Below are 14,732 nucleotides of genomic sequence, written 5' to 3'. Positions count from 1 at the left end.
TAAGCATCCATCGAAAATTTTGGACTCTTACTTTATCCCTAAAGCATTTATAATTTCATCTTTAATAGCATAAACTAACGCTTGTTTGTCGCCAACACTTCCACTACCGACGACTTTAACAGATTCATACCAAACATCTCTATTATTATTGTTGTACTTTCTCCAAAATGACTCCCCATGATTTGAAAATAGAAAACCAGGCACACCTATACTTCCAGCTAACTCTATAACCGCAGTAAATGGAGAAATAACAAGATCTAAATTTTTCATCAATGCTGCAACACCATCGAAATCATCCATTTGGTTAAGATCTTCAAAGTCAATTACGTCAACATTATATTTCTGTTTAATTTCTGCCAACTCATGAGTGCATTCATCATACTGTAAGTTAACAAATGTAACATTAGGAATATCAAAAATTGGTTTCATATCATCCACAGACAAATAATGAATATTTCTCATAGCATTACATAAAAAACTTCTCCACGAGATCCCAATCATTATTTTATTCTTTGGTAGTAGACTTCTATAATGTTCTACCAATTGTTCATCAACTTTCAGATAAGGCTTAGCATATTCAAAATCTTTGTAGCTTTTTTTGTAGTTAAATATAAGCTCAGTTAATATCTTTATTTGATTAGAGGATTCTATATACTGTAATGTACTATTATCTATATCAGTAATTAATTCTAACGATGGAAGTTTATTATATTCACTTAAAGGAAATCCTTCGGATATAAATCTTACTCTTTTGGTAGGTACAAAGCATATATCAGGAAAAGATCTACTAAGTAGTTTTTCCAGGCGATGGTCACAAGTTATTTTAAAATTACCTACACCAAGCTCATCTAAAATATTTTGATATATACAAGCATACCTAATTTCCTCAGCAGGTCCAGAATTGAATATTAATAAAAGATCAGTTGCACCACATAATGTATTTTCATGTCTATATTTAGAATCACCAAACGCTCTTATCAAAGCCTTTTTCTTAGCTGTATCATGAAAACATTTAAATCCTTGCTCTATCTCGCCCAAACCAAAGTAAATCGGCATTATATGTCCCTCTATTGTAAGATTTACTTTTTTCTCAATTGCTTCTCGTGCAATCGATAGAGCTTTTTTAAATAGTCCTCTAGCTTTCAACTGTCTTAGATATTCTGTATATGCTTCATGAGATGGTTCTTTCTCAACGCATTTAGCTATAATATATTCAGCCTTAGCATGGTCGCCCATTGTGAAAATAACTTTCGAATATTCAGTAGAAAATTTTGAAGTATGATGTAGACCTTGGTCAATCATATTATTTAATATATTATAAGCCTTATTTAATTGATTAATTTCAAGAAAATATGATGATCTGTGAAAATCATTTTTATGATAAAGATTTGAAATTAATAGCATAAGGTCATAAACTTTATTATCTTTAATATAGTTTTTAAGCCTTGGCCATGTTCTATTTATTCTATCAGGATTCAAAGAAACTTGCTTTGCAAATGATAATATAATCTGTTCTCTAGAACATTGAGTATCAGCAAAATCAAAACTTTCCATATATAAGTTTAATGAAGCCTTATTATGTGCAAGCAGATCTGTATTCTGCAAAATATTTGATAAATGTTGTGCACTTTTAAAGTCAAACTGCAGCTGTAAAACTTCAATAGCTTTTACCAAAAGTGTAGTGGTCGCTTGGCTGGTAATAAATAATCTACATAATATAGAATTAGCATAATCATAATTCATATCATAGATAGCTGAGTTTAAGCCCTCAACCAAAGCTTTAGCATCTATATCATTATACCCAATAAAAATTTCATCATCTTGACACTGATCTTGATGATCATTTTGATTACTTGAGTTTGATATATTAGATACTTTAGAGTCAAAACTAGACATATACTCTTTTGACAGAAAAACAGCATCTTTATAGCTTTCCTTTTGATTATATAACCATAAAATATGCTGATATAAATAGTCCCCAGGATGATACTTATTTAACTCAAGCAATAGATAATCAAGTGTATCTAATAAAACCAATTCTCGTATAGACTTCAGAAATAAATCAATTTCGTTTACACTAGGAAGTGTGCCAATAATAAAACAACTTACAACTTTTTCATACTGCAGAGAATTTGTTGATCTAAATATATTCTTAAGTTTGTGAGAGTTAATTAACTGCCTAATCTCTACGGGACTTATGTATTTAGAATGATTTAAAAGAGCATTTGTCCAAAAGTCGGTTTTGATTAGAGAATCATACGATTTATTATTCTCTAAAGCCTTGTAGTTACTAAATGCTGAACATAGCATATCTGCATGTATTTTATAACACGACGCTATAATTCCATCAAAAGGATTGAAAGGATTAGCCAAATATAATGGATACCTAATATATACACCTATAAACAAATCCATAAAGCTAAGTTTTCTTTTACGATATTTTTTAGATTTTGTACACCTATCATCAGTCAGCCCCCACCCAGAGTAAAACGGGGCTCCAACCGTAACCACCTCCTTGCCCCATAATAATGCCTCCAATCCTGAAAGAGAGTTTATAACATATACTTTATCAACATTTTCTAAGAAATCTATGTACGGTATTGATGGATGAGAAATAGTGGCTAATTTCTCAATATTCTTCAATGACTTATTCTTTTGGTACCCCTTATACACTTCAGGATGAGGCCTGTATAGTATTTCTGCATCTATATTTTCAAAGTATGCTAACTTCACTAACTGATACATTGTCCACTTATCAGGATTTCCATACCTTAATGATGCATCTGAAGCAACTTGACCAATTACAGCAACTCTTTTTTTAGACTTGATATCAAATTCAAATTCGTCACGTTTATAATCATTATACTTTGATATTTTTAATTTTTTGAGAACGTTTAAAGCAGTCAACGCCCTGTCGTACTCTTCTTTGGAGTAGTTTACAGCATTTAATATATCAATAACTGTACTTTTTTTTCTAGCATTATAGTACAAGTTTTTCTTTTCGAACACTAATGAGTATGGGGTCGAGTGTGATGCCCCTAAATTAGCAGATCGTATGAACCCATCCTCAACTCTATATATTTTTTTACGAAAAATTCTAGCATAGAGCCTAATAAGGTAGTTTTCATTATATCCCCAGACAATGATAACCTTTGGGGCTGGCATTAACAAAAATATATTAAAAAAAGAAAAATTCGACAGCTTCCGTTTAGCAAATGCAGTTCTATATTGTTCAAAATAATCTGCTATAAACCCATATTTCCAATCATTAAACCCTATCATTAATGCTATTGGTTTATTTTTATCATTCCACGAGTCTCCAACAAGAATAAACTTATCATAACGCTGCGACTTACCAAAAATAGAAACTGGTGGATGAATTTTATATGGATACTGATGATCCCAACCACTTTTTACTGTACTTCTCTTTAAGTGAGCATATGTGGCTTTTGCTATTTTATTTTTTAGCCGATGATGGCTTTTATTTAAAACGAATAATACCGGCGCATAAAATAGTTCTAACTTTTTCTTTATATTCATTTTCTGAACACACCTCCATTTTTTTAATACTTATTTTAAAATATTTACAAATCTTACGGCAATACTTAAATTGCACATAGATTAGATCGTTTATATTATATATAGAAATTCCAATCCACCAAGTATATCAATAATTATTCCTCATTAAATACTTTAATTAAGATATCTTTAATAACATCTCTTCTTTTGCCTACAAGACATGATAATATGTACTGTTTTAAATAATTTATTGAATAGATAACACACCTTAGCTTTCCATTTTCCAACAGTTCTTCATCTTGATGATTATTTACTAAAAATAGTAACGAATACACTTGGAGCTAGCTCTTGACTCAATTATTTTGAATTCTTTTCTTTTAGATCTGAGGTTACGTAAAAAAACAGATTTAGGTCTTATTTTATAAGTAACCATCAGCAGTAACTTTAATTGATATGAACTTACGAGATAGTCTTTTTGTAATTCAATAAATATTTTCTTCAATGCAAAATCAAACATTTAAAGTTCAACCTCAGACTTTAGTAGCCTACCAAATCCTCACCTTGTATAATTTTCAAACAAATCATCAATAACTGTTTGTAAGCTATTTTTCAAACCTATCCCCAAACTCATAGTCTTTCTCAGCTACTTTACCTAGCATATCTTTAAGATATTTCGGATGCATACCATGCCCTGGTCTTACACTACGAATATTTTCTTCAGTAAAAACTTCGCCTTTTTTGATATCTGTTGCCACATACAGGCTTCTAGCAAAATCTCTACTCTTTTTCTTTTTTTCAGTTAAAGTATAGTCAACTTTTCCTAATAACTTCTCAGTATCCCTAACTGCCTTTATCATTTCAGCAAGTTCTTTTTTATCTAAAGAAAAATCTGCATCTGGCCCACCTATAGATTTATCCAATATAAAATGCTTCTCTATAACTTTTGCTCCTAATGCAGTAGCCACAACAGGAGCTGTAGTTCCCAATGTATGATCTGAAAATCCAGAAACAACGCCAAAAGTTTGCGCAATATTCGGAATTGTCAATAAATTTGCATCTTCCAATGGTGCAGGATATGCACTTGTACATTTCAGAACTATAATATCTTCATTACCTACAGATCTACAAATATTCACAGCATCTTGAATTTCATCAATAGTTGCAATGCCCGTCGATAATATAATAGGTTTTCCTTTTGACGCTACATATCTTATTAGCTCATAATCGGTTATTTCAAAAGATGCCAACTTATATGCAGGAGGATTAAATTGCTCTAGAAAGTCAACAGATTTTTTACTAACAGGCGCTGAAAATATTTGTATGCCAATTTCCTTTGCATAATCAAATAATTCTTGATGCCATTCCCATGGAGTATGCGCCTCTGCATATAAATCAAATAATTTCCTACCATCCCAAAGAGTTCCTCCTCCAACAATGAAGTCACTCTTATTACAATCCAAGGTATGTTCTTCTGCAGTAAATGTTTGAATTTTTATTGCATCTGCACCAACTTCTTTCGCTGCTTTTATTGTATCAAGAGCAGTTTGTAAACTACCTCCATGATTGGCACTAAGCTCTGCAATTATAAAAACACCATCTCTATTTAAATCAAATTTACCAATTTTCATTTTCCAGCTCCATACAAATCACTTCTTTTCTATTAACAAATTTTACTCCATTTTCAATAAAGCCATACTTACCATACAAACTACGCGCCCTACAATTATCAGCATAAACTTCTAATTTGATCCTTTGTAAGTTTAAAGACATAAACGAATAATCCAATAATGCATTTAACAACAATGTCCCTTGTCCGCGGAGCTCTGGATTAGAATATATTCCCATAATAGCTTCATCATTTTTGATATTATCCAAATAAACAACACCAATATTAACATTTCTATTTTTTACCAAAAAATACTTTTTATACTTATCATACATTAATTCTTCAATAAAATTTAAATGATCTTGTAAGTAAATCTTTTGGCTATTATACATAGAAGCCCTTACTCTCTCTGAGTTTCGCCAGTTTAAAACCATTTGTTTTTCAGTTTTATCCAAATCTATAAAATTTCTTAGTTCTATCATTTAATTCTTCTAATTGTTTTAAATGCTTCTACATATTTTCTTCCAACCCTCATACCTTGATATTTAGAGTTTAGTCTTATACCATCAAGGCTTCTAGGATGTGGATATTCACAAAGCTCACTTTTATACTCTGCCATGGCTCTAACCTTAAGATCCAAAGTATCAGATATATCAAAATAAGTATCTGGTGAGAATGATAAAGGGTAGTTCCACTCCGTAGATGATAGTATTTCAAAACTATAAATTTCCTTAACACACTCAGACTCCATTGGTCTTGTAGCCGTTATAACTGCTTTATATGTAATTTGGTGATCTATATTTAAATCATGCTCATAATGAGTAAATATAATATCTGGCTGGACCTCATCTTTAACTTTTGATATAGCTTTAATAATATCTAGTAAATCAACATTATCGAACCTATTATCAGGAAAGCTTTCAACAAAAACTTTTTTAATACCTATAATACTATTAGCCTTGTATATCTCGGTATTTAAAACTTCTATCTCTTCTCTTTTGGCTTCTACAACTCGTTGTTCATCTCTGCTTGTCTTACCTTCACCAAGTATTAATGTATAAGCTTCAAAACCTTCCTTAACAAGCCTTGCCACTGTACCAAAACACCCTAACACCTCATCATCAGGGTGAGCGGCTATTACTAGTATTTTTTTAGACATTCCATCTCCTTTTTAGTAATTGCTAAACAATCTTATCACTTTCTCTTTAGGGGTTTTCATTCCGAACTCTATAAGGTTCTATCCTTTTTATCAAAGGGCACACATCTTTTCTAAGGCTTGATAATTCATATTTCTGATCATTACTATCTATAAAAAATTCTTTCTCTATACAAAAAGCAGTTATAGGACTTTCTTCCCTATATGCTGCAGCTGTATCTATACCTATTTTAAAACCATCATAGTATGGCCTAGAAAAACCGGTGTGTCCAAAAATTACGATCTTATTTTTTACTTTTTTATTTAAACTTATAAAGTCATATCTATTAAAGATACAGAATTTTTCTGCTTCTAAAGACTTTAGATCTTTTTCCAAGTAATTAACATCTATTCCAGCATGTGAAATTAAATAATTATCTAATTCATAATATAGTATCAAATTATCAAAAAAATCTTTATATGGCTTATATAGATTGTCATATATACTATCTAGATTCATATTAAAATCTTTGAAAGTTGTTTTACCATACTTTAGTATCTTATCTTTATACGTTCCCTTAGTAATATATTGCAAGTAATAATATTCATGGTTCCCCATAAGAAAAATAGCATCTTTGATACCTGTCAAAAAATCCAATGTTTCCTTAGAATTTTCTCCTTTATTTATATAATCCCCTATAAAAATATACTTTGGAGAGCTATCTATTTTTTCAATATTTTTTATTATTTTTTTTAGCTTAGTTATCTCTCCATGCACATCACCTATTACAAAAATCATAGACTTTCCTCTATATAAGAATCTAATCTTTTATAATAACTATTTTTGATATTTACATTATAATTTTTAAGCTTTTTATTTGACAGATAAAGCTTTGTATATTTTCTTGAAACCTTTAATAGTGAATCAGATCCTAGCTTTTCTTTAATGAATTTCAAGGTGGCAATAAGATCTACCTCTTCACCATATGATATATTTAAAATATCAGCTTCAGACTTAAACTCATATTTTCCAAATAACTCGGACAAGCACTCAACCATATCATCTACATGCATTGTCTCCCAATAACCTAAATTATCCGTGTTTATATCAACATCTATATTATCTCTCATTTTTTGGATTGAGTTATATATCAACCCTGCTTTCCTATCTCCTCCATAAATACCAGGAATTCTAATAATTAGTGACTTAAAGCTATAATATTTTATTAGTTGTTCAGCATATATTTTAGATAATGCATAACTATGTAAAGCTTTTAACTTTGCTTCCTCATTTACTGGTGAAACATTATTTGGATCATAAACCGTCATTGAGCTAAAATAGATAATTTTTGTACATTTACTTAATACAGACAGCAAGTTATTAAGCCCTAAAAGATTTGTCTGAAAGGGCTCATCATAGAAATTAATACCCTGATCATACCCTATACTTGCTGACAAAATTATACATGTATCAATTTGAACTTCTTTTAGATAATCAATAATCTCTTGCTTGGAAGTTAGATCAAATTCACTTCTACCACAGTAAATAAAATTTGGAAATTTTTTTTTAAGATGTCTTCCAACATATCCCTTACCACCTACAACTAAAACATTACTCATAAAAACAGTTTTCCCATCTTCTTACCAAGTTTATGCTTGAAAACTCACAAAGTTTTTTAGAATATTTTTTATCAAAATATTCGATCATAAGATCTATTTCATTAACTCCACTCTCTACACTTAAAACTAATGTTGTTGATATCCTAGGATTTATTTCAAAAATATATATTTCCTCATTATATATCTTTAACTGTACATTAAATGTCCCATACGGTTTCATTTTATTTACAATATCTCTACATTTTTCTACTATTTTTTCATTTTGTATGCTTATCGCATGTCTTGTAATTCCCTGCTTTGTAAAAACTAGCTTTGGAACTACTGCCATAAGATCATTAAGGTTATTAACGGTAACACTAACAGTATACTCATCTCCACCTATATATGGCTGCACCAGAACTTCTGATTTTTCATATTCCTCTAAAATGAAATATGCTTCAAACTGATCCAAACTCTCAATTTTCTTAATACCTCTGCTACCTCTCCCTACATTAGGTTTAAGAAAAATAGGATAATCAAATTGTCCAGTATACTGATCCGCCATAACTGTGGGTATATCTGAAATACCAAGATCTTTTAAAGACTTCATTAGTTCATACTTATCTAAACTAACTTTAACAAAATCACTACATGGAGACAAGACGGAAATATTTTTATCCTTACCTATTTCTATAGCTTTTAATATTTCCTCATCAATACCAGAAATATAATAATCTATATTGTAATCATCAATTATTTTACCAATCTGATCATTAAATTTTGGATCATCAACTTTGGGAGAAATAATAATATTTTTATTAGGATAAATTAACCCAATCTTTTCATCAGAGTCCATAGCATATATATCATATTTTTCTTCTAGTGCTCCAAAAAGATATGGAAATATTGAACCTCCTGCACCTGAAATCAATATTTTTTTCTTATTCATAATATATCCTTATATATTTTTACTTTTTAAATTCTATAATATTTTCTATATTACTAAGTTGAGTTTCAAAAAACTCCTTATTTTGGAATTTTTTAACCAGCTCTTCAAGCTTATCTAATTCACTTTTTTTTAACCCAGGTATACCATTTTTTCTCAAAAAATCATACATATATCTTTGATTACTAGCTACCATAACAGTTATAATTGGGATTTTTAGGAAAAGAATTTCGTTAGCCATAACACTTGGTGTAATAATAGCAATATCATTATTAGAGACAATCTTCACCAAGTTATTTGTATCAACATATACACGAACATTTTTTTGTTTTTGTGCATAATCAAGTAACGTTGATAAATTTTTATTAGATCTTGTTGTTACAACATCAACTCTATAGCTAACATTTAATGATGATAAAAAGTCCAAGACTTTAATATTCATATTTTGAGAGTCTGCACCTCCCATACCTAAAAAAATTCTCAAGTATTCTTTTTTTGTTTTTTTAACATCTCTAATAGCAAAAAACTCATCTCTTAATAGAGTATATTTAGCACCACACCTCACTTCGCAATGAAGTGGAACAAGACTAATATAATCACTAGATTTTGCGTATATATTATGATTTAAAAGAATGTCACAATAATGTTTCTCATAAGTATCATCCAACACCATAAGTTTTATATCTTGATATTTTTCTTTAAAGGCTCTCTCAAAATCATAATCTAAATTATAATTATCTAAAATCACAAGATTGGGACTTAGTTTTTCAACTACTTCGACAAACTCTGATAAATCATTATCCTTTACAATCTCAACACTATAGCCAGCCTCTATAATCTTAAAGTTAATATTGCCTGATAAATCTCTTGTCACAAAAGTCACATCATCAAATTGAGATGCTAACACAAGATCTCGCATAATATGACCAGTACCAATACTCGAGGAGGAGTCAACTCTGATTATAGCTTTCATATTTGATGAAACTGCATAAAATTATCAATATTAGACTCTTTATCAAGCTCTTTACAATACATATAAAATTTTTGCATACTAATATAGTCATCTAGTGTATCTATAGTTGCTCTAAGGTCTGGATTGTGATATTTTTTTTCAATAGGTTCTATATAAATATTTCCTTTCTCTTTTATATATGGTGTAACATGCTCTCTATCAAAATCATTTCTAGCATTTTTTTCAGCTTCTTCTAAAGCAGCAAAACTAAAAACTTCAGCACTCAATCCATAAACAGCTCCAGAGAACATACTATAGTCACATTCATTTTCTTCATATATAGCAATGAGTTCGTCAATCAAGTTCGCATCCATTAAAGGATTATCTGCTGTCACCCTAACTATATTTTTAGCTTTATATTTTTTTGCCAATATATAAAAACGATTTAAAACATTTGTCAAACTTCCTCTAAAAACCTCAATTCCAACGGAAGAAAGCTTTTTTCCGACAATATCATCTGTTATATCATTAGATGTTGCAACAACCACATGTTCAATCTTCTTTGATTTAGATACTGTTTCAAAGACTCTCTCTACTAAAGTTTTTCCTCCAAGATCTAACATTATTTTAGCTGGTAACCTTGATGAATTTAATCGAGCCTGTATTATACACAAATAATCTACCAACTTGTCCACCCTCCATCTACTACAATATTTTGACCTGTTATAAAACTACTTTCATCTAACGATAAGAAATAAATTGCTGATGTCACCTCTTTAGAAACTCCTATTCGTTTTAAAAAAGTCTTGTTTGCAAGTTTATTGATAAACTCTTTATCCTTAACAATTGATAGGTTTGGAAATGGTCCATAACTAACGGTATTTACATTGATATTGTACTTAGCCAACATCATCGCAGCATATTTAGTATATTGAATAATTCCGGCCTTACCAACTCCATACCCTAATGGATTAATCATATCTTCAGTTGAATAAACTTCAGGATTAGGAACAACCATTCCATACATCGAAGATATATTTATTATTCTTCCACCGCCGGTCTTTTTCATATAATATGAAACTGCTTGTGTCATGATGTCAGTTGACACTATAGTGCCTTGCATGTTCAATTGCCAGTCACTTTGAGAATTCTCTGCAAACTTCTTAGCAATACCAAAGTAGGCATTATTTACTAAAACATCTATTTTACCAAACTTGTTATAGATCTCAAAGATTATATCTTTAACATTTTTTTCATTAGAAACATCAACTTCAAACGCTTGCTCATAACCCAATTGCAACCTATCGCACAAATCTCTTAGCTTTGCTATATCTCTTGATAAGAGTATAACTTTAGCCCCAGAGAAAGATAAATCTTCAACCATCTGGCTACCTAGATATCCAGTAGCTCCTGTAATAACCACAACCTTATCTTTAATTGAGTAAATATTATTCATTAGTTCACCACTTTGTTGGAAGATAAATGTCTTCACTAATATCAACAAATTCTTTCTTAATCTGCTCAATGTCAGCTAAGTCAAATATCTTTATTTTATTATTATAATCGTTTAAATTTTCTTTAGCCTGTTCTATAGAATCACAACCAAATAACAATACTGACTGATCTGCAATACTCTCAACAAATGACAATGCAAACTCTTTATTTGAAAGATTATACCTTCTTGCAACTAAATTAAGTTTTTCTAAATATGGCCTTACTTTTTCCAAATTTGCTGGTAGCGAACTACAATCCATCAACAACAACCCCTGCAAAAATACACTTCTAATAAATATTAGTTTGTTTTTTTGCTTAGCTCTCTCGAACCAGTTCTCTACAACAGCTCTTTGATCAAAAACATTAAAGGGTAACTGTATGATATCAACAAGTTCATTATTTAGCGCCATGTCAAAATCTTCTCTGGAGTATATAGACACTCCAAAGTATTTTAAATAGCCATTTGCTTTGGCAAAATTAATCTCTGTTTCTAACAAAGCATAATCTTTGTAAAAAATATCCATATCATGAAGCAGTAAACCAAACAAAGACTGTACATTTAATCTTCGTAATGAATTTTGAATACTTTCAACAAAACCATCTATAAAAACATCTGATTTAATTTTAGACACAATAAAGTTATTATCATGCAGAGCTCTACCTAAAACATCTTCAGAGGTGCCATAAGCTTGCGCGGTATCAAAACAATTAACCCCTTGAGAAATGACATAGTCAACCATATCATTAACCTCTGTTTGAGTTGGTTGACCTTTTTGATTTGCGACTCCATAGCTAAGACCAAATTGAACAGTTCCTAGAGAAAGCTTAGATATTTTATTATCATGAAATGTCACATATCTCATAGCAGGATCACAAAGCCTCTTTTAATACTTTGACTACCCTTTGCATCTGCTCATCTGTCAAATCCGGATACATAGGCAAACTTATTGCTCCATTATAATATGCTTCTGCATTAGGGCAATATCCTTTCTTAAATCCCATCTTTTGGTAGTAAGGCTGCAAATATACAGGTATATAATGAACATTAACTCCTATATTATTATCACGAAGATGTTCAAACACCTTTCTTCTCTTATCAGCTGGAACAACTATTGGATATAAGTGCAATCCCGAATGACTTCTATCAAACTGATATGGCAGAACAACTTCTGAACAATCAGACAATAACTCTTCATACTTACTTAACACGGCATGCCTCTTTGCAACAAACTCATCAAGCCTAGACATCTGTGATAGACCAAGTGCACACTGCATATCTGTAATACGATAATTGTAACCTAAGTCTATCATCTGATAATACCAAGGACCTTCTGATTCTTTTGTCATTAAAGATTCATCCCTAGTCATCCCATGAGTTCTCAATAAGCCTATCTTCTCTGCCAACTCTCTAGAGTTTACCACAAGCATACCACCTTCTGCAGTAGTGATAATTTTCACAGGATGAAAGCTAAAGACTGTTATATCCGAATATTCACAAGATCCAATTGGTTTATCTAGATATCTACCACCTATAGCATGTGCGGCATCTTCAACAATCGAAAAACCGTACTCCTTTGACAACATGTATATCTGTTGCATATCACATGATTGTCCCGCAAAATGCACTGGAGCTACTACTTTTGGCAACTTATCAATCTTTTTTGCCTCAATTAACTTCTGTTTCAAACATTCAACAGACATATTATAACTTTTAGGACAAATATCAACAAAATCAATCTCTGCTCCACACATAAGAGCAGCATTAGCAGTGGCTAAAAATGTATTTGGAGACGTCCAAACGATATCTCCCTTGCCAACACCTAACGCCAAATATGCTAAGTGTAACGCACATGTTGCATTTGCCACAGCAAAAGCATACCCAGCTCCGCAATACTTTGCAACAGACTCTTCAAAACTAGCGACTGCTGGCCCCTGTGTTAAAAAATCTGATTTCAGAGTATCTACTACAGCCCCAATATCATCCACAGATATATTTTGTCTACCATAAGGGATAAAATCCATACTACATTACCTTCATCATATCTAAAAATGCTTGATGTGTTAACCACTCTGTATTATTACCAGAGTTATATTCAAAACCTAATTCTACTGGCACACCAATTTCACCAATTAAGTTTTCTGTAAAATCTGATTTATGTGCAAACTGAATAGTTGGACAAAGTACATAATGATCATGAAACTCTAGTGTTAAATGAGAATCATCTGACGGACACATTATTTCGTGCAACTTCTCACCAGGCCTAATGCCTATAATTTTTTGTGACAAGTTTGGAGCCATTGCTTTTGCAAGTTCGGTCATATACATTGATGGAATTTTAGGAACGAATATCTCCCCACCCTTCATTCTTTCAAAATTCTTAAGTACGAACCTAACCCCATCTTCCAAAGTTATAAGAAATCTAGTCATTTTTTCATGAGTGATAGGCAACTCAGTAGCACCATCATCTATAAGTTTCTGAAAGAAAGGTATAACAGAACCTCTACTGCCCAAAACATTACCATATCTAACAACAGAAAATCTTGTCTCCCTATCACCAACCATATTATTAGCCGCAACAAAAAGCTTATCTGACGCTAGTTTTGTAGCACCATATAGATTAATAGGATTTGCTGCCTTGTCTGTAGATAAAGCCATAACCTTATGGACATTATTATATAGTGCTGCTTGGATTACATTTTCTGCACCATGAACATTGGTTTTTATACATTCCATAGGATTATATTCAGCAGCAGGAACTTGTTTTTGTGCTGCAGCATGAATTACATAGTCAACACCATGCATTGCTTCTTTAAGCCTCCCAAGATCTCTAACATCTCCAATAAAGTATCGCATACAAGGGTCATTAAATTCTTGAGACATCTCAAACTGCTTTAGCTCATCTCTACTAAAAATTATTATTTTTTTAGGATTATACATAGAAAGTATAATTTCCACATATTTTTTACCGAAACTACCTGTCCCACCAGTTATCAACACTACCTTATCATTAAACACTTCCACAGTCTCCTTATGTTCTATTTGTTTATATAGCTTCTACACAACCAACCACACACTCCCTCAGGAATTCGCTTTCTCTTTCAAGATCATAAACCTCTTCATCACACCCACCAAGAATCAATAAATTATTCAAAAACCTTCATTCTCTTAAACTAGCTCGGTAATTTTCGCTGGCTCTTTAGTTACCACTCCCAACCTATCCGTAGGCTTTTCTTGCACGTAAAATAAATATAATATTAATAATACAAAAATACAAACAAAAATGCAAATATAAAACCCAACAGCAGTTCAAGACTCAAAAAAACCTTAGCTTACCATATACTTAAAGCAGCATTTATGGTCAAGCCTAGCAGAATGACACACTACTTTTAGATTATTTTATAACTTTATATTTAGATCTGAATTATAAGATTCTCACCTACGTAAGGAGGATAATTTATGCTAGAGTTCTTAACGCTGCAC

Annotated in this window: 13 protein-coding genes; all 13 read right to left on the bottom strand. The window is 31.2% G+C overall.

All coding sequences use genetic code 11. The features are described from left to right. Positions 1-27 precede the first annotated feature (27 nt). Positions 28-3,540 carry a capsular polysaccharide export protein, LipB/KpsS family gene (locus tag ACKTR7_RS09710; protein ID WP_407878111.1) on the bottom strand — a complete coding sequence of 1,171 codons (3,513 nt, stop codon included), beginning with the start codon at positions 3,538-3,540 and terminating at the stop codon, positions 28-30. Between the two features lie 581 nt (positions 3,541-4,121). Further along, positions 4,122-5,147 carry a pseudaminic acid synthase gene (pseI, locus tag ACKTR7_RS09705; protein WP_407878110.1) on the bottom strand — a complete coding sequence of 342 codons (1,026 nt, stop codon included), beginning with the start codon at positions 5,145-5,147 and terminating at the stop codon, positions 4,122-4,124. Beyond that, positions 5,134-5,607: a UDP-4-amino-4,6-dideoxy-N-acetyl-beta-L-altrosamine N-acetyltransferase gene (gene pseH, locus ACKTR7_RS09700; RefSeq protein WP_407878109.1), complete on the bottom strand. Its 474-nt coding sequence runs from the start codon at positions 5,605-5,607 to the stop codon at positions 5,134-5,136. The genes pseI and pseH overlap by 14 nt, the downstream gene beginning before the upstream one ends. Beyond that, entirely contained in the window at positions 5,604-6,284 is a 681-nt protein-coding gene (locus ACKTR7_RS09695; RefSeq protein ID WP_407878108.1) for a PIG-L deacetylase family protein, read from the bottom strand. Before ACKTR7_RS09695 ends, pseH begins: the two co-directional genes overlap by 4 nt. A 46-nt stretch (positions 6,285-6,330) precedes the next feature. Further along, positions 6,331-7,059 (bottom strand): metallophosphoesterase, encoded by a 729-nt coding sequence (locus ACKTR7_RS09690; protein WP_407878107.1) that lies wholly within the window; start codon positions 7,057-7,059, stop codon positions 6,331-6,333. After that, positions 7,056-7,880, bottom strand: coding sequence for an NAD-dependent epimerase/dehydratase family protein (locus tag ACKTR7_RS09685; RefSeq protein ID WP_407878106.1), 825 nt, complete (start codon positions 7,878-7,880; stop codon positions 7,056-7,058). Before ACKTR7_RS09685 ends, ACKTR7_RS09690 begins: the two co-directional genes overlap by 4 nt. Then, positions 7,873-8,808 (bottom strand): ATP-grasp domain-containing protein, encoded by a 936-nt coding sequence (locus tag ACKTR7_RS09680; protein WP_407878105.1) that lies wholly within the window; start codon positions 8,806-8,808, stop codon positions 7,873-7,875. Before ACKTR7_RS09680 ends, ACKTR7_RS09685 begins: the two co-directional genes overlap by 8 nt. A gap of 19 nt (positions 8,809-8,827) precedes the next feature. Then, on the bottom strand, positions 8,828-9,778 hold the full coding sequence (pseG, locus tag ACKTR7_RS09675; RefSeq protein ID WP_407878104.1) for a UDP-2,4-diacetamido-2,4,6-trideoxy-beta-L-altropyranose hydrolase: 951 nt from the start codon (positions 9,776-9,778) through the stop codon (positions 8,828-8,830). Further along, on the bottom strand, positions 9,775-10,452 hold the full coding sequence (locus ACKTR7_RS09670) for a cytidylyltransferase domain-containing protein (protein WP_407878103.1): 678 nt from the start codon (positions 10,450-10,452) through the stop codon (positions 9,775-9,777). Before ACKTR7_RS09670 ends, pseG begins: the two co-directional genes overlap by 4 nt. Next, positions 10,437-11,213: an SDR family oxidoreductase gene (locus ACKTR7_RS09665; RefSeq protein WP_407878102.1), complete on the bottom strand. Its 777-nt coding sequence runs from the start codon at positions 11,211-11,213 to the stop codon at positions 10,437-10,439. The genes ACKTR7_RS09670 and ACKTR7_RS09665 overlap by 16 nt, the downstream gene beginning before the upstream one ends. Positions 11,214-11,217: 4 nt before the next feature. Continuing rightward, entirely contained in the window at positions 11,218-12,114 is an 897-nt protein-coding gene (locus ACKTR7_RS09660) for an aldo/keto reductase (RefSeq protein ID WP_407878101.1), read from the bottom strand. Positions 12,115-12,121: 7 nt separating this feature from the next. After that, a complete protein-coding gene (pseC, locus tag ACKTR7_RS09655) occupies positions 12,122-13,273 on the bottom strand; it encodes a UDP-4-amino-4,6-dideoxy-N-acetyl-beta-L-altrosamine transaminase (RefSeq protein ID WP_407878100.1) in 1,152 nt (383 codons plus the stop codon). 1 nt (position 13,274) lies between these two features. Next, positions 13,275-14,267, bottom strand: a complete 993-nt coding sequence (gene pseB, locus ACKTR7_RS09650) for a UDP-N-acetylglucosamine 4,6-dehydratase (inverting) (RefSeq protein ID WP_407878099.1) — start codon at positions 14,265-14,267, stop codon at positions 13,275-13,277. Between the last annotated feature and the right edge of the window lie 465 nt (positions 14,268-14,732).

It is taken from the genome of Francisella sciaenopsi (assembly GCF_045862875.1).
GTDB lineage: Bacteria > Pseudomonadota > Gammaproteobacteria > Francisellales > Francisellaceae > Francisella > Francisella sciaenopsi.
The sequence above is the reverse complement of the archived record's forward strand: the minus strand, read 5'-3'. Positions and strand labels throughout refer to the sequence as shown.